General features: G+C 72.2%; 20 protein-coding genes. 12 read left to right on the forward strand and 8 right to left on the reverse strand.

The window, feature by feature from the left end; translation table 11 throughout:
• Positions 1-104 precede the first annotated feature (104 nt).
• Entirely contained in the window at positions 105-3,218 is a 3,114-nt protein-coding gene (locus ACIO3R_RS18485) for an alpha-mannosidase (RefSeq protein WP_402106787.1), read from the reverse strand.
• Positions 3,219-3,409: 191 nt separating this feature from the next.
• Here ACIO3R_RS18485 and ACIO3R_RS18490 point away from each other — a divergent pair, with 191 nt between their 5' ends.
• The 6 genes from ACIO3R_RS18490 (at position 3,410) to ACIO3R_RS18515 (ending at position 9,450) form a co-directional block, all read left to right on the forward strand.
• Positions 3,410-4,579, forward strand: a complete 1,170-nt coding sequence (locus ACIO3R_RS18490; protein ID WP_402106790.1) for an NAD(P)/FAD-dependent oxidoreductase — start codon at positions 3,410-3,412, stop codon at positions 4,577-4,579.
• Positions 4,580-4,701: 122 nt separating this feature from the next.
• Complete coding sequence (locus tag ACIO3R_RS18495; RefSeq protein ID WP_402106793.1) at positions 4,702-5,040, forward strand: (2Fe-2S)-binding protein; 339 nt, start codon at positions 4,702-4,704, stop codon at positions 5,038-5,040.
• Positions 5,021-6,487 (forward strand): FAD-dependent oxidoreductase, encoded by a 1,467-nt coding sequence (locus ACIO3R_RS18500; protein ID WP_402106795.1) that lies wholly within the window; start codon positions 5,021-5,023, stop codon positions 6,485-6,487. The genes ACIO3R_RS18495 and ACIO3R_RS18500 overlap by 20 nt, the downstream gene beginning before the upstream one ends.
• Positions 6,488-6,584: 97 nt before the next feature.
• Positions 6,585-7,493 (forward strand): dihydrodipicolinate synthase family protein, encoded by a 909-nt coding sequence (locus ACIO3R_RS18505; protein WP_385035281.1) that lies wholly within the window; start codon positions 6,585-6,587, stop codon positions 7,491-7,493.
• Between the two features lie 115 nt (positions 7,494-7,608).
• Complete coding sequence (locus ACIO3R_RS18510) at positions 7,609-8,610, forward strand: proline racemase family protein (RefSeq protein WP_385035279.1); 1,002 nt, start codon at positions 7,609-7,611, stop codon at positions 8,608-8,610.
• A gap of 117 nt (positions 8,611-8,727) precedes the next feature.
• A complete protein-coding gene (locus tag ACIO3R_RS18515) occupies positions 8,728-9,450 on the forward strand; it encodes a GntR family transcriptional regulator (protein ID WP_385035277.1) in 723 nt (240 codons plus the stop codon).
• Positions 9,451-9,597: 147 nt separating this feature from the next.
• On the opposite strand, the gene ACIO3R_RS18520 is transcribed toward ACIO3R_RS18515, so the two are convergent.
• Entirely contained in the window at positions 9,598-11,064 is a 1,467-nt protein-coding gene (locus ACIO3R_RS18520; RefSeq protein WP_402106799.1) for an aminopeptidase P family protein, read from the reverse strand.
• A 243-nt stretch (positions 11,065-11,307) separates the two neighbouring features.
• Here ACIO3R_RS18520 and ACIO3R_RS18525 point away from each other — a divergent pair, with 243 nt between their 5' ends.
• The gene (locus tag ACIO3R_RS18525; protein ID WP_402106802.1) at positions 11,308-13,695 is read left to right on the forward strand and encodes a M9 family metallopeptidase; all 2,388 of its coding nucleotides are present in this window, start codon (positions 11,308-11,310) and stop codon (positions 13,693-13,695) included.
• Positions 13,696-13,739: 44 nt separating this feature from the next.
• Here ACIO3R_RS18525 and ACIO3R_RS18530 read toward each other — a convergent pair whose 3' ends face one another.
• Positions 13,740-14,129, reverse strand: coding sequence for a barstar family protein (locus tag ACIO3R_RS18530; protein WP_402106804.1), 390 nt, complete (start codon positions 14,127-14,129; stop codon positions 13,740-13,742).
• A gap of 80 nt (positions 14,130-14,209) precedes the next feature.
• Positions 14,210-14,602 (reverse strand): ribonuclease domain-containing protein, encoded by a 393-nt coding sequence (locus ACIO3R_RS18535; RefSeq protein WP_385035269.1) that lies wholly within the window; start codon positions 14,600-14,602, stop codon positions 14,210-14,212.
• Between the two features lie 274 nt (positions 14,603-14,876).
• Between ACIO3R_RS18535 and ACIO3R_RS18540 the strand changes: the two genes are divergently transcribed.
• Positions 14,877-15,239 (forward strand): ATP-binding protein, encoded by a 363-nt coding sequence (locus tag ACIO3R_RS18540; protein WP_385035290.1) that lies wholly within the window; start codon positions 14,877-14,879, stop codon positions 15,237-15,239.
• A gap of 69 nt (positions 15,240-15,308) precedes the next feature.
• Here the strand turns inward: ACIO3R_RS18540 and ACIO3R_RS18545 are convergent, their stop codons facing one another.
• Entirely contained in the window at positions 15,309-16,388 is a 1,080-nt protein-coding gene (locus tag ACIO3R_RS18545) for a DUF2637 domain-containing protein (RefSeq protein ID WP_385346961.1), read from the reverse strand.
• 191 nt (positions 16,389-16,579) lie between these two features.
• Positions 16,580-17,428: a (2Fe-2S)-binding protein gene (locus ACIO3R_RS18550; RefSeq protein WP_402106808.1), complete on the reverse strand. Its 849-nt coding sequence runs from the start codon at positions 17,426-17,428 to the stop codon at positions 16,580-16,582.
• Positions 17,429-17,573: 145 nt separating this feature from the next.
• Here ACIO3R_RS18550 and ACIO3R_RS18555 point away from each other — a divergent pair, with 145 nt between their 5' ends.
• Positions 17,574-18,335, forward strand: coding sequence for a GntR family transcriptional regulator (locus tag ACIO3R_RS18555; RefSeq protein WP_385035263.1), 762 nt, complete (start codon positions 17,574-17,576; stop codon positions 18,333-18,335).
• Positions 18,336-18,370: 35 nt separating this feature from the next.
• On the opposite strand, the gene ACIO3R_RS18560 is transcribed toward ACIO3R_RS18555, so the two are convergent.
• On the reverse strand, positions 18,371-19,156 hold the full coding sequence (locus ACIO3R_RS18560; RefSeq protein WP_363020919.1) for a hypothetical protein: 786 nt from the start codon (positions 19,154-19,156) through the stop codon (positions 18,371-18,373).
• A 320-nt stretch (positions 19,157-19,476) separates the two neighbouring features.
• Positions 19,477-21,207 carry a PucR family transcriptional regulator gene (locus ACIO3R_RS18565; RefSeq protein WP_402106810.1) on the reverse strand — a complete coding sequence of 577 codons (1,731 nt, stop codon included), beginning with the start codon at positions 21,205-21,207 and terminating at the stop codon, positions 19,477-19,479.
• A gap of 260 nt (positions 21,208-21,467) precedes the next feature.
• Here ACIO3R_RS18565 and ACIO3R_RS18570 point away from each other — a divergent pair, with 260 nt between their 5' ends.
• From ACIO3R_RS18570 to ACIO3R_RS18580, 3 genes are read left to right on the forward strand one after another with little or no spacing between them, the layout of a single operon-like run.
• Positions 21,468-22,358: a xanthine dehydrogenase family protein subunit M gene (locus ACIO3R_RS18570; protein WP_363020917.1), complete on the forward strand. Its 891-nt coding sequence runs from the start codon at positions 21,468-21,470 to the stop codon at positions 22,356-22,358.
• 2 nt (positions 22,359-22,360) lie between these two features.
• Positions 22,361-22,954: a (2Fe-2S)-binding protein gene (locus tag ACIO3R_RS18575; RefSeq protein WP_385035257.1), complete on the forward strand. Its 594-nt coding sequence runs from the start codon at positions 22,361-22,363 to the stop codon at positions 22,952-22,954.
• Between the two features lie 3 nt (positions 22,955-22,957).
• Positions 22,958-25,342: a xanthine dehydrogenase family protein molybdopterin-binding subunit gene (locus ACIO3R_RS18580; protein ID WP_385035255.1), complete on the forward strand. Its 2,385-nt coding sequence runs from the start codon at positions 22,958-22,960 to the stop codon at positions 25,340-25,342.
• The last annotated feature ends 114 nt before the right edge of the window (positions 25,343-25,456 follow it).

Here is a 25,456-nt window from a genome sequence, read left to right on the forward strand (position 1 = left end):
GACGGCGCCCCGGATCACTGCCTTGTTCCGGCAGTTGTCGTACTCCTGACGCTTCCATGCGCATGCCTCGCGTCGCGTCGCCCCGTACGGTCCGGGGCCGCCGCTCAGGCCGGGGTCAGCCGCACCGTCAGGATCTGGAACGGCCGCAGCGCCAGCGAGAGGCCGTGCGCGTCGGTCGTCGCCGCGTGCAGCGGCCGTTCCAGCAGGTCGGTGATCTGCGCCGCGAGGACGGGGAACGAGACCCGCAGCGTCGCGTCCGCCCGGCCCCCGGCCGACTCGTAGAGCCGGACGACGACATCGCCGCTGCGGTCCTCGGCGAGCTTCACCGACTCCACGGTCACCGCCGGATGGCCGGTCCAGAGCACCGACGGCACCGCCGGGGCGACCGCGGCGCGCAGCGGCAGATTGAGCGCCAGCCCCTCCCGTACCGCGTCGGTGATCTCCACACCGGGCGCCAGCGCGTACCGGAACCGGTGCGTGCCGAGGTCGGTCTCCGGGTCGGGGCTGTGCGGGGCGCGCAGCAGCGTCAGCCGCACGGTCGTGCCGAGGCCCGCCGCGTGCGGGGTGCGGGTCACCTCGTGCCCGTACGTGGAGTCGTTGAGCAGCGCGATGCCGTACCCCGGCTCGGCGACCCGCAGCCAGCGATGGGCGCAGATCTCGAAACGGGCCGCGTCCCAGCCGGTGTTGGCGTGCGTGGGCCGGTGGACATGACCGAACTGGATCTCGGCCGCGGACCGTTCGGCGTGCACATCGAGCGGGAACGCGGCCTTGAGGACCTTCTCCGACTCCTGCCAGTCCACCTCGGTCTCGATGTCGACCTGCCGGCTCCCCGCCGCGAGCCGGATCTCCTGCACGATCCGGGAGGCGCCGAACGCGCGCACCACCCGCACGGCCGCCCGCAGCGGCCCCTCCTCCACCAGCTCGACCAGCTCGGCGTCGGTGAGATCGGTGCGTGAGCGGCGGTAGTGGGCGTCGATGTCCCAGGCGTCCCAGTTGTTCGGGTGGTCCGGGTGCAACTGGAGGAGGTTGGCCCGGTGGCCGGGGGCCAGGACCTCGCGGCCCGCCGTCAGGTCGAGGACGGAGGTGATCAGCCCGTCCCGGTCGACGGTGACGCGCAGCAGCCCGTTGTCCAGGACGGTCCCGTCATCCGCGTGGACACCGGCCGAGACCGCCTGCTCCGGGACCGCCGCGCCGTCCAGCAGCGCCGAGCCGAGGCCCGGCACCTCCGCGAGCACCGCGGTGCGCCCGTCGCCCAGCGACTGCACATGAGCCCCGGACGGCAGCACCGCACTCGCCTCTGCGTCCAGCTCGACGACCTGACCGCGCGGGTACGGGGAGGAGTTGAGCGCCACCAGCCCCTGCGCCGTACCGAGCGCCGTCACCGCCTCCGCCACCAGGTCCGCCAGCTCCACGCGCACCTGCTCATAGGTGGCACGGGCCTCGCGGTGGACCCAGGCGATCGAAGAGCCCGGCAGGATGTCGTGGAACTGATGGAGCAGGACCGTCTTCCAGATCCGGTCCAGTGCCTCGTACGGGTAGGCGTACGCGGGTGCCCGCAGGGCCGCCGCGGTCGCCCACAACTCAGCCTCGCGCAACAGGTGTTCGCTGCGGCGGTTGCCCTGCTTGGTCTTCGCCTGAGTGGTGTACGTCGCCCGGTGCAGCTCCAGGTACAGCTCACCCGACCAGACCGGCGCCTGCGCCCCGTACTCCTCCTCGGCCGCGGCGAAGAACGCCGAGGGCTTCTCGATCTCGACCCGGGGAGAGCCCTCCAGATCGCTGAGCCTGCGGGCCTTCTCCATCATCTCCCGGGTGGGGCCGCCGCCGCCGTCACCCCAGCCGAACGGCATGAGGGAGCGGGTGGCCCGTCCCTTGTCCGTGAAGTTCTTCTCGGCGTGGGCGAGTTCGAGGCCGTGGAAGTGGGCGTTGTAGGTGTCGACGGGCGGGAAGTGCGTGAAGACCCTGGTGCCGTCGATGCCCTCCCACCAGAAGGTGTGGTGCGGCATCTTGTTGGTCTGGTTCCACGACAGCTTCTGCGTCAGGAACCAACGGATTCCGGCGAGTCGGGCCAGTTGCGGGAACGCGCCGGTGCAGCCGAAGGAGTCCGGCAGCCAGATCTCCTCGGTCTCCACCCCCAGCTCCTGCTCGAAGAACCGCTTCCCGTGCACGATCTGCCGGGCCAGCGCCTCGCCGCCGGGCAGATTGGCGTCGGACTCCACCCACATCGAACCGACGGGCTCCCACTGCCCGTCCGCCACCGCCCGGACGATCCGCTCCCAGATGTGCGGCTGGTGCTCCTTGACCCAGGCGTACTGCTGGGCCTGCGAGCAGGAGAAGACCAGCTCCGGGTAGTCCTTGGCGAGCGCGGTGACGTTGGCGAAGGTACGGGAGGCCTTCCGTACCGTCTCGCGCAGCGGCCACAGCCATGCCGAGTCGATGTGCGCGTGCCCGGTGGCCGAGATCCGGTGCGCGCTCGCCGACGCGGGCCTGGACAGGACCTCGGCGAGCTCGGCCCGTCCTGCCGCCGCGGTGGCGGACACGTCGTGCAGATCGAGCGCGTCGAGCATCCGCTCCAGCGCCCGCAGGATCTCGTGCCGCCGCGACCGCTCGGTGGACAGCTCCCGCATCAGCTCGGACAGCACCTCGATGTCCAGTACGAGGTGCCAGACGTCCTCGTCCAGCACGGCGAGGTCCGCCGACGCGAACCGGTAGAGCGGATCGTCGCCCGCCGTGAGTACGTCCCCGAGCGGCGTCGGCTCGAAGCCGTGTTCCAGCACCGCCGGGTTGGCCGCCGCCTCCAGCAGCAGGGAGACCCGCTCACCACCGTCGGCGGGTGCGCCGACGGTCAGATGCCGGTTGCGCGGGTGGACACCCTTCAGCGGGACGCCCTCGGTGTCGTAGAGCATTCCCTCGGCCTGGAAGCCGGGGGCCTGGCCGGAGAATCCCGGATCGACCACCACCTCGACCCGGCGGCCGGCCCACTCCTGCGGCACCGCACCATCCAGCCGGAACCAGCTGGTGGTCCACGGGCTGCCCCACACCGTCCCGGCCGTGAACGGTTCGTAGCGCGCCGTGAGAGCCTCCGCCACCGGAACCGGCTCGCCCGGCGTATGCCACACCGCCAGCGTGAGCGGGGTCCGCGCCGCGTACTCGGCGGGGCGGATGAACTGGCGCAGAGCCCGCTCCAGCCGACCCTCCACCAGTGTGCTGTCGTCGTGCATGCTGCTCCTCGTTGTCGGCACCCGCGCGTGGTCGAGGCTTGCATTCCCCGGTGGCGGACATCCACCCCTCACCGGCGGACGGCCACCGGTACCGATGGTCGTGAAGTGGGCGCGCATGAGCTGACTGGGTGTCATGCGGAGTGCGATGACGCCCTCTTGGCACCCCCTGAGCAATGTGACATATTACTGACGTGTTCACGAGACAGCCTTTGGACGTCGTCGTTGTCGGGGCCGGAGTGGTCGGCGCCGCCTGCGCCTACTACGCGGCCCGGTCCGGACTCGCGGTCGCGGTGGTGGACCGCGGACCGGTCGCCGGTGGCACCACCGGGGCCGGCGAGGGGAATCTCCTGGTTTCCGACAAGCCGCCGGGCCCGGAGCTGGACCTCGCGCTGCTCTCCGCGTCCCTCTGGCACGAACTCTCCCAAGTGCTGCCACCGGCCATCGAGTTCGAGCACAAGGGGGGTCTCGTGGTCGCGGCCGACGCGTCGTCGCTGGCCACCCTGACCGCGACGGCGTCCGGACAGGCCGAGGCGGGAGTGCGGACCTCCGTGATCGCCCCGCACGAGCTGCCGGAACTGGAACCGCACCTCGCGCCCGGCCTCGCGGGCGGAGTCCTCTACCCGCAGGACGCACAGGTGCAACCCGCTCTGACGGCAGCTCACTTGATACGGGCGGCACGCGACGCCGGGGCCGACGTGCACCTGGGAGAAGCGGTCACAGCCGTGCTGACCGGGCCGACCGGTGCGGTACGCGGTGTACGGACCGGCCGCGGCGACCTGCTCGCTCCCGCGGTGGTCAACGCCACGGGCGTCCGGGGCGGCGAGCTGGCCGCACTGGCGGGGGTGGAACTGCCCGTACTGCCCCGGCGCGGCTTCGTCCTGGTCACCGAGCCACTGCCCCGCCTGATCAGGCACAAGGTGTACGCGGCGGAGTACGTGGCCGACGTGTCCAGCGGGTCGGCCGCACTCCAGACGTCACCCGTCGTGGAGGGCACGCCGTCGGGGCCGGTCCTGATCGGCGCCAGCCGCGAACGCGTCGGCTTCGACCGCACGTTGTCCGTTCCGGTCATCAGCCGGCTGGCCGCGGCGGCGGCCGCGCTCTTCCCCGTACTGGGGACGGCCCGCGTGCTCCGCGCCTACCACGGGTTCCGCCCGTACCTGCCCGACCACCTCCCGGCGATCGGACCCGACCGCCGGGTCCCGGGCCTCTTCCACGCCTGCGGCCACGAGGGCGCGGGCATCGGCCTGGCCCCGGCGACGGCGGCGCTCGTCATCGCGGCGATCCGGGGAGAGGAACCCGCCCTGGACCCCGAGCCGTTCCGGCCCGACCGGTTCGACGTGACGCCCGGACCCAGGCAGTGAACCGCCGACCCGTGACCCCGTACACCCCCCGACAAGCCCGCTGCCGGCCCGGTCACGGCCACGCGGGTCCCGTCAACTCCCGCTGCCGGACCGACCGCCCGGTCACCGAGACAGGAGCCCTGGTGATACGTATCCGCAAGCGCACCGCAGCCCGCACCCCGGCCGGCGTGGCCGGTGCCGAGTCCGGGCCGGGGTTCGAGATCACCTTCGACGGCCGCCCGGTCCGTGCCCAGCCGGGCCAGAGCGTCGCGGCAGCCCTCTGGGCGGCCTCCGTCCTCACCTGGCGCACCACCAGGGTGAACGGACGGCCACGGGGTGCCTTCTGCGGGATCGGCTCCTGCTTCGACTGCCTGGTCACCGTCAACGGCATCCCCGGCCGGCGGGCCTGCCTGCTGCCCGCCCGCCCCGGCGACGCGGTCACGACCCAGGAAGGAGACGGACATGCCGGTCTCCTCCGCTGAAACCCCCGGCTCCGCGGCCGCCCCGCCCCACACCGAACTCGCGGTGGTGGGCGCCGGACCGGCCGGACTGGCAGCGGCGGTCACCGCGGCCGACGGCGGACTCGACGTGGTCCTGCTCGACGCGGCGGACGCACCCGGCGGCCAGTACTACCGCGCCCCGGCCCCCGGGCTCGGAGCCACCCGGCCCGAGGCACTGCACCACGGCTGGGCACGGTTCGCCGCACTGAGGTCCCGCTTCGACCGGCACCGCGAGGCGGGGCGGATCCGCCACCTCGCCGGGCATCAGGTGTGGGCCGTCGAGAGAACCGGGGCGGACTGGACCCTGCACGCGGTCACCGGCCCCGACAGCGAGGGCTCGGCCACGCTGCGCGCCCGCCGGCTGCTCATCGCGACCGGCTCCCACGAGCGCCAACTCCCCTTCCCCGGCTGGACCCTGCCGGGTGTGGTGGGCGCGGCCGGGGCGCAGGCCATGCTCAAGTCTGGGCTGGTGCTGCCGGGGCGGCGCATCGTCGTCGCGGGCAGCGGGCCGCTGCTGCAGGCCGTCGCGGTGTCCCTGACGCGGGCGGGCGCCCGAGTGCCCGCACTGGTGGAGGCCGCCGGATACGTGGAGTACGGACGCGCACCCCGCGTGCTGGCCGCCGACCCCGGCCGGCTCCGGGAGGCGGTACGGCACGGCGCGGCACTGGCCCGCGACCGGGTACGGGTGCTGACGCACCGTGCGGTCACCGCCGTGCACGGCACCGACCGGGTGGAAGGGGTCACCGTCAGCCGCCTGGACCGCGACTGGCGTCCGCTGCCCGGGACCGGGCGGCGCATCGACTGCGACACCCTGGCCGTGGGCCACGGCCTCGTACCGCAACTGGACCTCGCCGTCGGGCTGGGGTGCGCGACCCGGTGCGGTGCGGACGGGGCGGCCGCCCTGGCGCTCGACGACGACCTCCGCACCACCGTGCCCGGCGTCTGGGCCGCGGGGGAGACCGGCGGCATCGGAGGGGTCCACCTCGCGCTGGCCGAAGGTGAGTTGGCCGCACTCTCCCTGATCGGGGACGCACGGGAGGGGACACGGGGCCGGGACGCGTACCGGATGGCGGCGCTGCGCCGGGCCCGGCGGCGGATGCGCGCCTTCGCCGATCTGATGGGCGCCGTGCACCGCCCCGGCCCCGGCTGGACCGAGTGGCTCGCCGCCGACACGGAGGTCTGCCGCTGCGAGGAGGTCACCGCCGGCGCGATCCGCACGGCGGTCGACGACCTCGGTGCCGGGGACAGCCGTACGGTCAAACTCCTCACCCGGGCCGGGATGGGCTGGTGCCAGGGCCGGATGTGCGGATTCGCGGTCCGGGGAATGGCCGGCTGCGCCACGGAGGCCGGAGCGCCCGACCGCCGACCGCTCGCCTGCCCCGTCCCGCTCTCCGTGCTCGCCCGCGCGGCCCGCCCCGAGGACAGGTGAAGCCCCGCGGCGGGCCCGTCTCCCGGGCCCCGCCCCGGGCCAGGACCTCTCTTCCCCCTCGCCGGTTCATGTCATGCCACCCTTTGAAGGAGCCCAGATGTCGACGAACTCCGCTGCACGCAACAGTCCCTGGCGAGGCGTCATGGTCGCCACCCCGCTCACCCTGCGCGAGGACCGGTCGATCGACTTCGACGCGTACGCGGCCCACGTCCGCGACCTCGTGGACGCCGGCTGCGACGGGGTGGTGCCCAACGGTTCGCTGGGGGAGTACCAGACCCTCACGGACCAGGAGCGCGACCAGGTGGTGCGCGTCGCGGTCGAGGCGGCCGGGGACGGTGCCAGGGTCATGCCCGGGGTCTCCGCCTACGACAGCGCCCAGTCGCGCCGCAGGGCCGACCAGGCCGCGGAGGCGGGTGCCGGTTCCGTCCTGCTGCTGCCGCCCAACGGCTACCCGTGCGAGGACGCCGCGGTCCGCGCTCACTACGCCGAGGTCGCGGCGGCGGGCGTGCCGGTCGTCGCGTACAACAACCCGTACGACACCAAGGTCGATCTGACCCCGAGGCTGCTCGCACAGCTCCACGCGGACGGGTCCATCGTGGCCGTCAAGGAGTTCAGCGGGGATGTCCGCAGGGCCTACGAGATCGCCGAGGAGGCTCCCGGTCTCGATCTGCTGGTCGGCGCCGACGACGTCCTGCTGGAACTCGCCCTGGCCGGTGCCGTCGGCTGGATCGCGGGGTGCCCCAACATGCTGCCCGCCGGCTGCGTCGCGCTGTACCGCGCCGCCGTCTCCGGTGACCTGGAGACGGCCCTGCCGCTCTACCGGCGGCTCCATCCGCTGCTGCGGTGGGACTCGAAGCCGGAGTTCGTCCAGGCGATCAAGGCGTCGATGGACATCGTCGGGCGGCACGGCGGTCCCACCCGGCCGCCGAGGCTGCCGCTGGACGCCGAGTCCGTGGCCGCCGTACGCGCCGCCACCGAGAAGGCGCTCGCCGAGGGGCTGGACTGACCGCGCCCCGGAACCCGGAACGAGCGAAGAACGCACACCGCACACCGCACACCGCACACCGCGGACGGCACACCGCACACCGCGAACGGACCGGCAGGACGACCGAGGGGGAGACTTGCGCACGCGTCACATATTCCACGCCGTCGACTCGCACACCGAGGGCATGCCCACCCGCGTCATCACCGGCGGGATCGGCACCATCCCCGGCGCCACCATGGCCGAACGACGCAATCACTTCATGGCGCACCGCGACGCGGTGCGCACCCTGCTGATGTACGAGCCGCGCGGCCACGCCGCCATGAGCGGTGCCGTGCTCCAGCCGCCGACCCGCCCCGACGCCGACTTCGGGGTCCTGTTCATGGAGGTCTCCGGCTGTCTGCCGATGTGCGGACACGGCACCATCGGGGTGGCCACCGTGCTGGTGGAGACCGGCATGGTGGAGGTCACGGAACCGGTCACCACCGTCCGGCTGGACACCCCCGCCGGACTGGTCTCCGTCGACGTGCACGTCGAGGACGGAGCCGCCACCTCCGTCACGCTCACCAACGTCCCCGCCTTCTCCGCCGGACTGGGGCTCACGGCGAAGGTGCCCGGCCTCGGCACCGTCTCCTACGACCTCGCCTACGGCGGCAACTTCTACGCGATGGTGCAACTGGCCGACATCGGGCTGCCCTTCGACCGCTCACGCAAGGACGAACTGCTGGAGGCAGGGCTCGCCCTGATGGACGCGGTCAACGACACCGACCGACCCGTCCACCCGCTCGACCCCGACATCCACGGGCTCAAGCACGTCCAGTTGATCGCGCCGGGCTCCGACGCCGCCCACTCCCGGCACGCCATGGCCATCCACCCCGGATGGTTCGACCGCTCACCGTGCGGCACCGGAACCTCCGCACGGATGGCCCAGCTCCACGCGCGGGGCGAACTCCCCCTGGACACCGACTTCGTCAACGAGTCCTTCATCGGTACGTCGTTCACCGGCCGGCTGGTCGCGGAGACCACCGTCGGAACGCTCCCCGCCGTGGTCCCCACCGTCACGGGCCGGGCCTGGATCACCGGAACCGCGCAGTACTTCCTCGATCCGGCCGACCCCTTCCCCGAAGGGTTCCTGCTGTGAATCCGTGACCCCGCGGACGCCCGTTGCCCCGGCCCCGTACTCCCCGCACCACGGGGCCGGGTGGCAAGACAACGTGACATTGTATTCTGGTGCTCCGCACGGTGCTGGAGGACAGACATGGCCCGCCTCACGTCGCTCAACGTGATCTCGGCGCAGGAACATCTGCGCGACCAGGTGGCGCACGCGCTGCGGGCGGCGCTGATCTCCGGGGAGCTGAGGCCGGGGACGATCTACTCCGCGCCCGCGCTCGCCTCGGAGTTCGGCGTCTCCGCGACGCCCGTCCGCGAGGCGATGCTCGATCTGGCCCGGGAGGGACTCGTCGAGGCCGTCCGCAACAAGGGCTTCCGGATCACCGAGCTGACCGACCAGGACCTCGACGACTTCACCGAACTCCGCGCCATGATCGAGGTCCCCACCGTCGGCCGGATCGCGCGCATGGGCCTGACGCGGGAGCTGGAGGAACTGCGCCCCGTCGCGCGGGAGATCGTCGAGGCCGCACGCCGGCACGACATCCTGGGCTACCTGGAGGCGGACCGCCGCTTCCACCTCGCCCTGCTCGGGCTGGCGGGGAACCGCCGGCTCGTCGAGGAGGTCGGCGAACTGCGCAAGCGCTCCCGCCTCTACGGGCTGAACCGGCTCGCCGAATCAGGGCAGTTGACGGCCTCGGCCGAGGAACACGTACAGCTGCTGGATCTGGTGGTCGCCGGTGACGCCCCGGGCGCCGAGGCCTGCATGCTCGCCCATATGTCCCACGTCCGGTCCCTGTGGGCGGACGGCAGGCGCGCGGACCAGGAGCGGGCGGACGGGGAGCCCGAGGGCGTACCGGCCGCCAAGGCCTGAGACCGCCGCACCGGCCGTCACCGCGGAGCCGAACGGGGCGATGCGGGCCGTTCAGCCCCGGTCCGGCTTCTCGTGGGTTCTCCCCTGCCCCCCCTTGCCCCCCTGCCCCTGCCTCCCCGGCCGGGCAGCCCCGCAGCGGTGGCGTGCTCAGCTCTCCAGCAGCCCCGCCATCCAGGCCTCGATGCCGTCCGGCGTCCTCGGCAGCGCGGACGACATCAGCCGGGCGCCGTCCGCGGTGATCACGAGATCGTCCTCGATCCGGATGCCGATGCCCCGGAGCTCCCGGGGGAGCGTCTCGTCGTCCGGCTGGAGGTACAGGCCCGGCTCCACGGTGAGGACCTGCCCCGGCTCCAGGACCCCGTCCAGGTAAGCCCCGGCGCGTGCCTGCGCGCAGTCGTGCACGTCCATGCCGAGCATGTGGCCGCTGCTGCACAGGGTGTAGCGGCGGTGGAATCCGTTCTCGGGGGCCAGCGCCTCGTCGGCCGGCATCGGCAGCACGCCCCAGTCGTGCAGGCCGTCGGCGATGACCCGCATCGCGGCCCGGTGGAAGTCGCGGAACCGGGCGCCGGGACGCAGGGCCGCGATGCCCGCGTCCTGGGCGGCCAGCACCAAGTCGTACGCGGTGCGCTGGAGGGGGGTGAAGGTGCCGGACAGCGGGAGGGTGCGGGTGAGGTCGGCCGTGTAGAGCGAATCGGTCTCCACGCCCGCGTCCAGCAGCATCAACTGCCCGCGCTCCAAGGGGCCGTCGTTGCGGGTCCAGTGCAGCACGCAGGCGTGCGCCCCGGCAGCGGCGATGGTCGCGTAGCCGGGACCGTTGCCGTCGAGCCGGGCCCTGAGCCCGAACACGCCCTCGACCACGCGTTCGCCGCGCGGATGGACCAGGGCCTGCGGCAATGACCGTACGACGTCCTCGAAGCCGGCGGTCGTCGCATCGACAGCGCGCTGCAACTCGCGCTGCTCCCAAGGGTCCTTGACGAGCCTCAGCTCGCTCAGGACGGTACCGAGGCCGGCCGGGGCGGGCCGTGGCGCGGGGAACCGGCGCGCGTCAGCCAGCCAGGCGTCTACCGCCGGGTCGACGCCTGCGACGACCCGGGTCGGGGGCTGGGCACCGGTCATCAGCTTCTCCCACGCGTCCAGGTGCTCGCAGCGGATGCCGGTGAGCCCGGCGGCCTCCGCGAGCCCGGGTCTGCGGCCGACCCAGAACTCCCCGTACCTGCGGTCCCGGTAGAACTCGCCGCCGCTGCGCGACGACCGGGGTCTCAGGTAGAGCACCGCCTCGTGGCGGGCGTCCCCGTCGGGCTCCAGGACCAGCACATGGCCGGCCTGGTCCTCCCCGGTGAGACCGGTGAGCCAGGCGTAACCGGTGTGCGGTCTGAAGCGGTGGTCGGTGTCGTTGGACCGGACGGCGAGGGCGCCCGCCGGGATGACCAGCCGCTCGCCCGGAAAACGGGCGGCCACCCGAGCACGGCGGGCCGGTGTCAGGTCGTGGGCCGGGACGCGGTCACCCGCCGGGAGCGGGGTGTCGGCCCAGGCGGCGCGCATGAAGGTGTCCAGGGCCGGCGACACCGGCAGGTCGTGGCCGCTGGTGTGCAGGGGGAGTCGGGGCTCGGTCACGGGGCGGAACTCCTCGGGCTGTGTCGACACCGCCAGCAAGCAGGTTGCTGCGGGCGGGAGTTGGCGCGCCGATGAATGTGCGCGCAACGCCTTCCAAAGAACATGTGACATGTGCCATTGTACAGTCGGTCGCGATTGAGGTCGTGCTCATGTCAGACATTCATCCCCGTCCGGCCTCGACCGCGCACCATCCCCCACGGCCGCGCACCGTCGCGCGGCCACCACTCCGCTGGGAGGCGGCACGTGAAGAACCGAACGGTTCGTCAGAGATTCACCGGGCTATCCACCGTGGCCCTGGCGGCCTGCCTGGGCGTCGGCATGCTCGCGGCACCGAGCCGGGCCGCCGAGGTCCGTCCCTCCACCCCGGCCGCCGCAAGCGCGACGGCCGCCGCGCACAAGGCCGCCGACCCGGCCGCACCCGACCCGGGCGGCCCCGCCGCGCAGTCCCTCACCGCACCCCTCCAGGACGCCGCTCACATAGGTGACAAGGCGCTGAAGCCCGCGGACCGGGCGCCGCAGACCGCTTCCAAGGACGCGCTGCGACGCGACTACGACGACCAGGGCGCCTCCACGCCGAGCCACCCCGCCCCCTCGATGAAGGCGAAGGCCCGCTCCGCCGCCAAGTCGGCCGGAACCGGCGCGGCCGCCGCCTGTTCGGTCGCCGACTTCACCAGCCGCACCGGGAGCGCCCTGGTCCAGCAGGTCAAGTCATCGACGACCGACTGTGTCAACACCCTGTTCGGCGTCAAGGGCAACGACGGCTACCTCGCCTTCCGCGAGGCCCAGATGGTCAGCGTCGCCAACGCGATGCGCGACGCGTCCGCCGCCTACCCGGGTAACAGCAGCACCGGCATGCCGCAGCTGGTGCTCTTCCTCCGGGCCGGCTACTACGTGCAGTACTACGACCCCGGCACCGTCGGCAGCTACGGCGCCCCGCTGCGCACCGCCATCCAGGGCGGCCTGGACGGCTTCTTCGCCTCCTCGCACTCCCGCGACGTCACGGACGCCAACGGCGAGACCCTGGCCGAGGCCGTCACCCTCATCGACAGCGCGGAGCAGAACGCCCGCTACCTGTACGTCGTCAAGCGGCTGCTCGCCGACTACAACTCCTCGTACAACAGCTCCTGGTACATGCTCAACGCGGTCAACAACGTCTACACCGTGACCTTCCGCGGCCACCAGGTACCGGAGTTCGTCAGCGCCGTCGTGGCCGACCCGAGCCTGCTCGACTCGCTCGCCGGCTTCGCCCGTGACCACCTGAGCCTGCTGGGCACGGACCAGTCGTACCTGACGTCCAACGCGGGACGCGAGCTGGCCCGCTTCCTCCAGGAGGCGCCGCTGCTGCCCAAGGTCCGCCCGCTCGTCACCGACCTGCTCGGCCGGAGCTCCCTGACCGGACCCACCGCGCCACTCTGGGTCGGACTCGCGGAGATGACCGACTACTACGACGCGGCCAACTGCTCCGCCTACAACACCTGCGACCTCTCGGCACGCCTCAAGAGCGCCGTGCTCCCGGTCAACTACACGTGCAGCACCAGCATTCGCATCCTGGCCCAGCAGATGTCCTCGACCGATCTCGCGACCGCCTGCACCAGTCTGCGCAACCAGGACGCCTACTTCCACGACGTGGTGCGCGACAACGGCCCCGTCGCCAATGACCGCAACAGCACCATCGAGGTGGTGGTCTTCGATTCGAGCACCGACTACCAGACCTACGCCGGCGCCATCTACGGCATCGACACCAACAACGGCGGCATGTACCTGGAGGGCGACCCGGCCGCGGCCGGCAACCAGCCGCGGTTCATCGCCTACGAGGCCGAGTGGGTCCGGCCCGAGTTCCAGATCTGGAACCTCAACCACGAGTACACGCACTACCTCGACGGCCGGTTCGACATGGCCGGCGACTTCGACGCCGGCATCACGACGCCGACCATCTGGTGGATCGAGGGCTTCGCGGAGTACGTCTCCTACAGCTACCGCGACGTCGTCTACGACGACGCCGTCACCCAGGCCGCCGCGCACACCTACACCCTGCGCAGCCTGTTCGACACCACGTACGACAACGCCGACCAGACCCGCATCTACAACTGGGGCTACCTGGCCGTCCGTTACATGCTCCAGTCGCACCGCGCCGATGTGGACAAGCTGCTGGGCCTCTACCGCAGCGGTGACTGGAACGGCGCCCGCACCCTGCTCACCTCCACCATCGGCAGCCGCTACGACGCCGACTGGAACACCTGGCTGACGTCCTGCGCGGCCGGCAGCTGCGGCACCACCACCAATCCGCCCACCGAGCCCGGCAACGAGTGCGCCACCGCCGACAGCCGTGAACTCGGCCAGAACTGCGCCCGCAGCGGGCAGCAGGCCACCAAGGGCAACTACTCCTACCTCTACGTCTACGTGCCCGCCGGCACCGCCCGGCTGAAGATCACCACGAGCGGCGGCACGGGTGACGCCGATCTCTACTACAACGCCAACGGCTGGGCCACCACGGGTGCCTACACCTCCCGGGCGACCGGCAGCGGGAACGCCCACACGCTGACCGTCGACCACCCGGCGGAAGGCGCCCACTACATCAGCCTCTACGCCGTGCAGGACTTCGGCGGAGTGAAGGTCTCCACGCAGTACTGATCCAACCCGGGGTCACGGGTGCGGCCCACCGCACCCGTGACCCCTCAGCGCAGTCGCAGGGCGCCCGGAGCCGTCTCGTCCCGGATGATCTCCAGCAGCAGGTCGAAGAGCGTCGGTCCCCGGCCCTCTTCGGCCAGCGCCAGCTCCCGCCGCAGCCGCGGCAGATTGCTCGGATGGGCGCGGCCGAGCAGGCCGCGCAGATGGCGTGCGGTCTCCTCGTGTCCCAGAGCGCGTGCCGAGAGCGCGTGGTCCCGCCACTCGATGACGAAGTCGCCGTCGTCCGGCGTGCCCATCCCGCCTCTCAGACAGTCCGCGAAGGCGTCGAGACCGGTGCCGAAGTAGCCGCCGGGCCCGTTCACCGCCTCGCCGATCAGCTGCCAGAAGCGCTCCAGGCCGGTGACCTCGGAGCCGTTGATCACATAGGTCACGGTCATGGGGGGAGCGTACAAGTCCGGTTCACCGGTGATCCGCGCCGCAGGTGGGGGACTGCGGCGCGGATCCTCCCGGGGAGGTTTCAGCAGGTGAAGTCGACGAGGTCGAACGTCGCGTAGTGATCGGAGGTGTAGTAGTCCTCCTGGGTCTCCTCACCGGTGACGATCCGGCGCGCGCCGCGGGTCGGGGCGCCAGGGGTGATCACGGTGTACTCGTGGTAGTAGCCGGTGCTCTGTCCGGGCAGGACGCCTTCGCGGTTCTGGAAGACGACGCCGTCCTGGTCGTACGGGAAGGGGCCGCCCGCATCGATGAGATCGAGGGTGTCGTGAGCCTGGGAGGGGAGGGCGGAGGAGCAGATGCTGCCTACCGAGGTGGTACCGGCTGTCGCTGCGGTCGCGACCGGGCCGCCGACGAAGAGGACGGACAGGAGGGCGGCGACGCCGCCGAGCGTGGTGATCCGTGGGGGGATTCGCATACCCACCATGATGACGCGCGTAGATGCGTTCCCGTCAACGCCAACTCCGGTGAATTTTTCGGAAGTTAACCCGAACAGCGGAAAACTCCACGTCCGGACTGCCCGATCCGTACCGGATGGCGTGGTTCCGCACGCCGTGACACGTCGGCAAGCGTGACAGCCCGTGGGCGGGGCATGCATTGCGTGAGGCACGTTCGATACGAGAAGGGGGCGATTCACTGTGCGGGCGGGGGAGACGATGGAGCGTCAGGAACTGGGCCGGCTGCATCGCAGACTGGGCAGCGAGGATCTGGCCGCGATTTCCGAAGTGCGGTGTGCGGTAAGGGAATTATTGAGGTATCGCTGGAAGGAGGAGCCCGCGCAGGTGGCTGAGCTGCTGCTCAGCGAGCTGGTGACCAACGCGCTGGTCCACACGGACGACGGCGCGGTCGTCGCCGTCAGCGTGGCGCCGCGGAAGCTGCGGGTGGAGGTGAGGGATTTCGTCCCCGGGATGCCCGTGTCGCACGTACCGAACGCCGACGACGGTACGCACGGCAGAGGGCTGGTCCTGGTGGACAGCCTCGCGGACGCCTGGGGGATCAGTCCGCAGGCGCTGGGGAAGATGGTCTGGTTCGAGCTGGACGGCGAACGGCCCTGACCGTCCGACGGACTGTCAGAGCCGTTCATCGCCAACTGTGTCGCACACCTGCTCGCCGACCGGTACGGGTCAGCCGAACTGCTGCTCCAGGTCCTTCAGCTTCTGCTCCAGCGAGTCGAGCCGGGGCAGGGCCTGGGTGTCGTCCTCGGCAGTGAGGTCGACCGCTCTCGGGTCAGTCGTGCTCAGGTCCGAGGCGTTCTTGGAGCTGGAGCCGTTGACGGCTTGCAGGGATGGCCGGGGTCGCAGAGGCAGCTGACCCGGCTCGGATATGGCGGGCTCCGCGACGGACTGCGCGGAGCCCGTCGCGGCGGTGAGGGCCTGGACATCCACCTGGGTGCCGCCCCGGCCCGCCCGGCCCCAGGCCCGGTTCTGCCGGTTCAGGGCCTTGATCTGCGCCCGGTCCAGCTTCTCCTGGTCCTTCCTGCGGAGACGGTTCTGCTCCTTCTCCCTGCGGTCCTCGCGTACCTCGTCGACCGCCTCGTCCAGCGTGCGTACGCCTTCGAGGAGCATCAGCGACCAGGCGCCGAAGGTCTCCCGGGGCGCGCGCAGCCACCGAACGATCCGGATCTGCGGCAGCGGGCGGGGCACCAGGCCCTGCTCGCGCAGCGCGGCGACGCGGGTCTGCTTCAGCGCCCGGTCGAAGAGCACGGCCGCCGAGAGCGACATCCCCGCGAAGAAGTGCGGGGCGCCCGCGTGGTCCAGGCCGCGCGGTGCGTGCACCCAGTTGAACCAGGCGGCGGCGCCGGCGAAGGTCCACACCAGCAGCCGGGAGCCGAGAGCCGCGTCGCCGTGGCTGGCCTCCCGGACGGCGAGCACGGAGCAGAACATCGCCGCCCCGTCGAGGCCGAACGGCACCAGGTACTCCCAGCCTCCGGAGAGACTGAGGTTTTGCCGGCCGAAGCCGACGAGCCCGTGGAAGGAGAGCGCGGCGGCGACCGCCGCGCAGCAGAACAGCAGAACGTACGAAGCCGTGGCGTAGAGCGCTTCCTTGCGCCTGCGCCGGTCCTCGCTGCGTTCCCAGGTGTCGTCGGCCGCGGACGTGTCAGCGGCGCGCTTGCCGCGTGCGACCACCGCCACCGCCGCCATGACCCCCGCGAGCAGCACGGCGCCCGGAAGCAGCCAGTCGAGCGATATGTCGGTCAGTCTCATGCGCGGTCCCTTGCGTCGCGTAGGGCGTGTCGGGCGCAATCGTGGCGGACATTCCCTCAAGTCCAGACGGTTTCGGGGCAAGTGAACGCCAATGGGTTGGCAGAGACACCTGATTTCCGCGATCTGGTCGAACGCCCCTCAGTGGCGCGCCAGTTGTGTTCGATTCACCTCACCCCTGCGGGTGGTGTGGATCAGGGGGCGGGCGTCAGCTTCCGCAGCCGGTCGGCATCGCAGGTGCGCGGGCAGGTGACACAGGTGTCCTCGGGCCGCAGCGTGTAGAAGAGGCAGCAGCTCGCCCGGTCGCGGGTGGGCAGCGACTCGCCGTTGGGTCCGGTCAGTTCGCGGAAGCCCGCCGTGCCGACGTACGGCTTCGTGGTGCCCGGCAGGAGCGCCTCCAGCTCGGTCATCGCGCGCCGCTCCTCGCCCAGGAGGTGGGCGATGTACCAGAGGCCCTCGACGATCTCGTCCGTCGCCATGCCCCACAGGGCCCGCTTGCCGCGCCGCATCCGCGGTCCGAAGCCGTCGAGCACCGGTCCGAGGTGCTCGGCCACGGACGAGAGGACCTCGGCGCGCAGCGCGGCCTCGTCGGCCACCACCCGGGCGCCCGGCAGCGCCGCCGCGGGATCGTCGGGCAGGCAGGCGAACTCCCGTACCCGGAGGGTCAGATGGCCCAGTGCCCGCTGGAACGCGACATCCTGGACCGGGATCCGCGGCACCCGCCGGTGCAGGAACCACGGCACCGTCACGAGCAGGCAGGCCGGCCAGGCATAGCGGTGCAGGCCGAAGCTGGCGACGACATCGGGGCGGGCCTGCTGCCCGTAGTCCCGGAGCACCTGCGCGTTGTCCCAGGCGAGGAAGGTGTCCAGGGCGCCCCCGCCGGCCGCGAGCTCGTGCGCGCCGACCCAGCCGACGCCGTCCGGGGCGGACTCGTCGTCCGCGAGCACCTCGGCGCGCAGGCCGGGGAAGACCTCGGCCAGGCGCGCGTACGCCTCGGTCACGGCCGAGGCTGTCGCTGCGGGGAGCAGGGCGGGGAAGGTCATGCGGGGACCACCGTATCGCGATCGTTTAGAGGTAAGCCTTACCTTACCCGACCTGATCGATGTGTGAACTGCGGCCTCCTCCGCCTATCGTGCACACGGGGCACGGCGCACGCGAGCCGTGCCCGCGCCGGCCGAGGAGGGACCCGTGGAGCAGGGCAGAGCGTGCGAGGAGGTGCGGCCGCCGCACGCGTCCGTCGCGTCCGTGACCGCCCACTCGTCCGTCCGGGTGCCCGAACAGGTCCGCGGCGAGCACACCCACAGCGAGCCGTTCCCGCCCCGGGCCGTGGTGCAGCGGCACTCCGTGCGCGGCCAGATCCTGGAGGCCCTGCGCGCCGCCCTCGTCGACGGCGAGCTGACCCCCGGGCAGGTCTACTCCGCCCCCGCCCTCGGCGCCCGCTTCGGGGTCTCCGCCACCCCGGTGCGCGAGGCGATGCAGCAGCTGGCCGTCGAGGGGGCCGTCGAGGTCGTGCCGAACCGCGGCTTCCGGGTCGCCGAGCGCGGCCCGCGCGAGCTGGCCGAGCTGGCCGAGGTGCGGGCGCTGATCGAGGTCCCCGTCATGCTGCGGCTCGCCCGCACCGTGCCGTCGGCGGGCTGGTGCGCCCTGCGCCCGCTGGCCGACGCCACCGTGGCGGCGGCAGCCGTCGGCGACCGGGCCAGTTACGCCGAGGCCGACCGTGCCTTCCACGGAGCGGTGCTCGCGCTCTCGGGCAACGCGCAGCTCGTGGCGGTGGCCGACGAACTGCACCGCCGCTCCCAGTGGCCCCTGGAGACCAACCCCGTCACCCGCCGCGCCGACCTGCTGGCGGACGCCTCCGAGCACACCGCGCTCCTGGACGCGCTGATGGCCCAGGACGTGGTGGTCGTGCAGTCACTCGTGCGGGAGCACTTCGCCGGCTCCGGGGGCTGACTCCGACAGGTGCGGCAGGGCCCCCGGGCGCGGCCTCAGTTCGCCTCGGCCGTCCCAGGGACCGGCGGGTCGATGTGCGGGGCCAGCCAGGTCGGTACGCCGCCGAGCAGCCGGAAGAGCCTGCCCGCCTCCGCGCGCAGCCGGGTCGCCGCCTCGGGCTCCGGTTCGGTGTCCGCCATGGCGATGAGCGCCGGGGCCGTGCCGACCAGGTAACCCAGCTCCTCCCTTATCCGCAGGGACTCCGCGAAACCGTGCCGGGCCTCGGCGAGTTCCCCCTCGCGCAGGGCGATCAGGGCGAGATGGCGCCAGGTGGAGGAGAGCAGCAGTTCGTCGCCCTGGGCGGTGGCACCCGCATGGGCCCTGCGGTAGGCGGCGCGTGCGGCCTGCGGCGAGTCCGCGATGTTCTGGGCGATGAGGCCGCGCCGGAAGTCGAGCAGCGGCCGGCCCGCGGCGGCCGGGGCGAGCAGTGCGGCGGCCCGGCTCAGCGCCACCCGGGCCTCGTCGGCCCGGTCGCGCACCCCGAGCAGCGTCGAGGCGTACGCGAGATGTCCGCGCTCGCAGGCGGCGGCCCCGCGCTCGGCGTCGTCGTGGGCCAGGGCCTCCGCGGTGCGCAGCGCGTCCTCGGCATCGGTCCAGCCCTGTCCCGTGTACAGGCACCGCTCGGTCAGCAGGGCCGTCCGCTGGAGCGCCGCGGCCGGATCGGTGGCGGCGTCGTGTTCCAGCAGTGCCGCGGCGTCCGTCCAACAGGCGCGTGACCGCAACCGCCATACCGCTGTCTGGAGCGGCGGATCGTCATCTGCTGTCGTTCCGGAACCAGACATGGCGGTATACGCCACATTGCCCTCCCCGAGCGCACCATTGAGCTGTGGAGAGTGTCCGGCCATCGGGGGCGGCGTCGCGGGGCCGGTCACGCGCGTCTGCGGCGTTGTCGTCACTCACCATGGCTGCGCCATGGCTCACTCCTCCGCCTTGCAACTGCGCGCACCCGGCTCCGGTCCTTCACCCACCCCCATGGCCGGACGCTCTGAGTCTGGCCGCATCACAGCACGGAATGGCACGCCGGGCCAAGGGGTGGAGACAATGTCAGGTGAAAGTTTTCACAATCGCCGGAAACCGCCGGGGGCCGCGCGGCCCCCGGGAATCAGCTCATACGCAGGGCGAGGAAGAAATCGAGCTTGTCCTCCAGCCGCGAAAGATCACGCCCCGTCAACTGCTCGATTCGCCCGATCCGGTAGCGCAGCGTGTTGACGTGCAGATGCAGCCGGGCCGCGCAGCGGGTCCATGAACCGTCGCAGTCCAGGAACGACTCCAGGGTCGGGATCAGCTCCGCGCGGTGCCGCCGGTCGTAGTCCCGCAACGGGTCGAGCAGACGTGCGGTGAACGCGCGGCGCACATCGTCCGGGACGAACGGCAGCAGCAGCACGTGCGAGGCCAGCTCGTGATGGCCGGCCGCGCAGACCCGCCCCGGACGGGCCGCCGCCACCCGGCGGGCGTGCCGGGCCTCCTCCAGCGCGCCGCGCAGCCCCTCGGGCGAGTGCACGGAGGCGCTGACGCCCAGAGTCAGGCGGCCGTCGTCGGCCAGACCCGCGGAGAGCGGGGCGCGCACGGCGGCCAGCAGGACATCGGCGTGCAGCGCGGGATCCTCCCCGGACGGGTCCGCGCCGTCCGGGTCCGCGGCGTCGTCCGTGTCCCCGGCCGGTGCGGCGGCGGGCAGCGGCACCAGCGCGACGGCCTCGTCGCCGGAGTGCGCGACCGCGATCCGGTCCGCGGAGTCGGGGCCGGTGACGGCCGGGTCGACCAGGATCTCCTCCAGCAGCGCCTGGGCGGCCGGGCCGCCCGCGACACCGGATCCGGTGGAGCCGGGCGCGCCCTGCTCGTCCCAGTCGACCCGGGCCACCACCACCTGCCAGTGCGGCGCGGTCCCGAGGCCGGGCAGCAGCACCGGCGCGGCCACTCGCAGCCTGGCCGCGATCTCGGCGGGCGGGGCGCCCGCCTGGACCAGTTCGAGAACCTCCTGGGCGAGCCTGCGGCGCACCGTACGGGCCGCGTCCCGGCGGTCCCGTTCGACCGCGATCAGCTGGGTGACGCCCTGGAGCAGGTCGAGCCGGGCGGCCGGCCAGTCGCTCGCGTCGGCCTCGACGGCGAGCAGCCAGTCCGAGAGCACCGACTCGCGCACATCACGGGAGGCCGGCCCGGCGACCCGGCCGTTGTTCCGGATCGGGAAGAGCGAATACGCCACCCCGCCGATCGTCGCCCGGTACGGGGCACGGCGGCCGGAGCGGACCGCGGCCAGATGCAGACCGGCCAGCTCGGCGCCGACCGGTCCGGGCAGCGCCGCACCGGCGCCCGCGATCTGCCGGCCGGTGGGCGAGAGCACCCAGGCCTGGAGGTCCAGGTCGGAGCCGAGGAGATCGAGGACCACCTCCGGCCCGCCGCCCGCCGGCCCCGAGGTCATCAGCCGGCGGTGCCGGTCGACGACCGCCGCCAGATCGCCGGCGCGCTCACCGGACACCTGGCGGACCACATGCTCGGTGATCGTTGCGAACGCGACGGTCTCGTTGACGGCGAAGAGCGGCAGCCGGTGCCGGTGGCACGCCTCGACCAGATCGGCCGGGATGTCGCCGAGCTCCGCCTCGCCCGCCGCGAGGCCGGCGACGCCGGCCCCCGCGAGGATCCGTACGAAGGGTTCGGAGTCCTTCTCGTCCCGGCGCCAGGCCAGTCCGGTCAGGACCAGCTCGCCGCCCGTCAGATAGCGGCTGGGGTCCCGCAGGTCGGTGGTCATCACGCCGCGGACCGACCGGTCCAGCTCGTCGTCGCCGCCGAGCAGCCGCAGGCCCAGCGCGTCGGTCTCCAGCAGTGCGCGCAGCCGCATCTCGTCGCCGCCGATCTCTTTCGTTGGTGCGGGTGAAAACTGGGTGTTGCGGTGAGGTCACAGGGACCCGTCATTCGTTCGAATCTACAAGACGAGGCCGAAGAGCAGCCAACTCCTTCATGGTTTCGGTGACTGCACCAGGTGGAGCAGGGCTTGTGTACTGGGCCACACAACGCGTTAACAACGTATGAACGACCCTTCCCGGGCCGGCCGTCCCCAGCCCCAGCGAACGACCCGATTTGAGAAGAAGAGAGCCACTCATGGACTTCCTTCGCCCCGCCAGCTGGGAGGAGGCGCTCGCCGCCAAGGCCGAGCACCCCACGGCTGTTCCCATCGCGGGCGGCACCGATGTGATGGTCGAGATCAACTTCGATCACCGGCGGCCCGAGTACCTCCTGGACCTGAACCGCATCGGCGAGCTGTCCGAGTGGGAGGTGGGCCAGGAGAGCGTACGGCTCGGCGCCTCGGTCCCGTACAGCGCCATCATGGAGCACCTGCGGGCCGAGCTGCCCGGTCTGGCGCTCGCCTCGCACACCGTCGCCTCGCCGCAGATCCGCAACCGCGGCGGCGTCGGCGGCAACCTGGGCACCGCCTCGCCCGCCGGGGACGCGCACCCGGCGCTGCTCGCCGCGGGCGCGGAGGTGGAGGCCGAGTCCGTCCGCGGAACGCGGCTGATCCCCATCGACGCCTTCTACACCGGCGTCAAGCGCAACGCACTCGCACCGGACGAACTGATCCGGGCCGTGCACATCAACAAGGCCGACGGGCCGCAGCAGTACTCCAAGGTCGGCACCCGCAACGCGATGGTCATCGCCGTCTGCGCCTTCGGCCTGGCCCTGCACCCCGAGACCCGCACGGTCCGCACCGGCATCGGATCCGCCGCCCCGACACCCGTACGGGCCAAGGAGGCCGAGGCGTTCCTGAACGCGGCCCTCGAAGAGGGCGGGTTCTGGGAAAGCCGCACGATCATCACACCGTCCGTCGCCAAGCAGTTCGCCACGCTCGCCGCGGCCGCCTGCAACCCGATCGACGACGTGCGCGGCACCGCGAGCTATCGCAGGCACGCGGTCGGGATCATGGCCCGCCGGACCCTCGGCTGGACCTGGGAGTCGTACCGCGGCAACGGCCGCGGCACCGAAGGAGCTGCCTGATCATGCGCGTCAATTTCACGGTCAACGGCCGCAGGCACGAGGCCGACGACGTCTGGGAGGGCGAGTCCCTCCTCTACGTGCTGCGTGAGCGGATGGGCCTGCCCGGTTCCAAGAACGCCTGCGAGCAGGGCGAGTGCGGTTCCTGCACGGTCCGCCTCGACGGCGTTCCCGTCTGCTCCTGTCTGGTCGCCGCCGGCCAGGTCGAGGGCCGCGAGGTCGTCACCGTAGAAGGCCTCGCCGACTTCGCCGCCCACCGCTCAGAGGCCCACCCCGGCACCGGCTGCGCCTCCGGCGCCTGCGGCACCACGGTCGACAAGGCCCGCCGCTGGGAGGCCAAGCCGTCCGGCGAGGAGACCCGCGACACCGGCGAACTCTCGCCGATCCAGCAGGCGTTCATCGACGCCGGAGCCGTCCAGTGCGGCTTCTGCACCCCCGGCCTGCTGGTCGCGGCCGACGAACTCCTGGAGCGCACCCCGGACCCGTCCGACGCGGACATCCGCGAGGCGCTCTCCGGCAACCTCTGCCGCTGCACCGGCTACGAGAAGATCCTCGACGCGGTCCGCCTGGCGGCCGCCCGAGCGGAAGAGACGGTCTAGACGATGGGCGTTACCGGTTCCCCCTCCAGCATCAACCAGGCCACCCGCACCAAGGGCGGCATCGGCGAGTCCACGCTGCGCCCCGACGGGATCCTGAAGGTCACCGGCGAGTTCGCGTACTCCTCCGACATGTGGCACGAGGACATGCTCTGGGGCCACACGCTGCGCTCCACCGTCGCGCACGCCGAGATCGTCTCCATCGACACCTCGGAGGCCCTCGCCACCTCGGGCGTCTACGCCGTGCTCACCTACGACGACCTGCCGACCGACGTCAAGAACTACGGCCTGGAGTTCCAGGACACCCCCGTTCTCGCCCACGGCAGGGTGCGCCACCACGGTGAACCCGTCGCGCTCGTCGCCGCCGACCACCCCGAGACGGCCCGCCGCGCCGCCGCGAAAATCAGGATCGACTACCGCGAGCTCCCGGTCATCACCGACGAGGCCTCCGCGACCGCCCCCGACGCGATCCTCATCCACGAGGGCCGCGACGACCACCACGCCGGGCACGTACCGCACCCCAACATCGTCCACCGGCAGCCGATCGTCCGCGGCGACGCGGAGGCGGCCAGGGCCCGCGCCGACGTGGTGGTCAGCGGCGAGTACGTCTTCGGCATGCAGGACCAGGCCTTCCTCGGCCCCGAGTCCGGCCTGGCCGTACCGTCGGAGGACGGCGGTGTCGACCTCTACGTCGCCACCCAGTGGCTGCACTCCGACCTCCGCCAGATCGCCCCCGTCCTCGGCCTGCCCGAGGACAAGGTCCGCATGACGCTCTCCGGTGTCGGCGGCGCCTTCGGCGGCCGCGAGGACCTGTCGATGCAGATCCACGCCTGCCTGCTGGCGCTGCGCACCGGCAAGCCGGTGAAGATCGTCTACAACCGCTTCGAGTCCTTCTTCGGACACGTCCACCGCCACCCCGCCAAGCTCTGGTACGAGCACGGCGCGACCCGTGACGGCAAGCTCACCCACATGAAGTGCCGCATCGTGCTGGACGGCGGCGCCTACGCCTCCGCCTCCCCGGCCGTCGTCGGCAACGCCTCCTCGCTGGCCGTCGGCCCGTACGTCATCGAGGACGTCGACATCGAGGCGCTGGCCCTCTACACCAACAACCCGCCGTGCGGCGCGATGCGCGGCTTCGGTGCCGTCCAGGCCTGCTTCGCCTACGAGGCACAGATGGACAAGGTCGCCGCCGAACTCGGCATGGACCCGGTCGAGTTCAGGCAGCTGAACGCCATGGAGCAGGGCACCCTGCTGCCCACCGGGCAGCGGGTCGACTCGCCCGCGCCCGTCGCCGAGCTGCTGCGCCGGGTCAAGGCCAGGCCGCTGCCGCCCGAGCGGCAGTGGGAGAGCGCCGGCGAGCACCCGGACGTACGGGCGCTGCCCGGCGGACTGTCCAACACCACCCACGGCGAAGGCGTCGTACGCGGCATCGGCTACGCGGTCGGGCTGAAGAACGTCGGCTTCTCCGAGGGCTTCGACGACTACTCCACCGCGAGGGTGCGCATGGAGGTCGTCGGCGGCGTACCCGTCGCGACCGTGCACACCGCCATGGCGGAGGTCGGCCAGGGCGGCGTCACCGTGCACGCCCAGATCGCCCGGACCGAACTGGGCGTCTCGCAGGTCACCATCCACCCGGCCGACACCCGGGTCGGTTCGGCCGGCTCCACCTCCGCGTCCCGCCAGACCTACGTCACCGGCGGCGCCGTGAAGAACTCCTGCGAGGCCGTCCGGGAACAGGTCCTGGAGATCGGCCGCCGCAAGTTCGGCACGTACCACCCCGCCTGGGCCACCGCCGAACTCCTCCTGGAGGGCGGCAAGGTCGTCACCGACGGCGGCGAGGTGCTGGCCGAGCTGGCCGATGTGCTGGAGGACGAGGCGGTCGACGTCGAGCTGGAGTGGCGCCACCGGCCCACCGAGGCCTTCGACCTGCGCACCGGACAGGGCAACGGCCACGTCCAGTACTCCTTCGCCGCCCACCGCGCGGTCGTCGAGGTCGACACCGAACTCGGCCTGGTCAAGGTCATCGAACTGGCCTGCGCCCAGGACGTCGGCAAGGCGCTCAACCCGCTGTCGGTCCTCGGGCAGATCCAGGGCGGCACCCTCCAGGGCATGGGCATCGCCGTCATGGAGGAGATCATCGTCGACCCGAAGACCGCGAAGGTGCGCAACCCGTCCTTCACGGACTACCTCCTGCCCACCATCCTCGACACGCCGACCATCCCGGTCGACGTGCTCGAACTCGCCGACGACCACGCCCCGTACGGGCTGCGCGGCATCGGCGAGGCCCCCACCCTCTCGTCCACCCCGGCCGTCCTCGCGGCGATCCGGAACGCGACGGGACTGGAGCTCAACCGGACGCCGGTGCGACCCGAACACCTCACCGGCTGCTGATCCGGGCTCCTCCACAGCTCTCCGGGCGGCGCGCGCCTCCAGGGAACGTCACACTTCCTCCGCCCGCACCGCCCGGAGAAACCGGGCTCCGCACCGCTCGCGGCTCTTGACCGG

The organism is Streptomyces sp. NPDC087428 (assembly GCF_044744085.1).
In the GTDB taxonomy this organism is placed as follows: Bacteria; Actinomycetota; Actinomycetes; order Streptomycetales; family Streptomycetaceae; genus Streptomyces.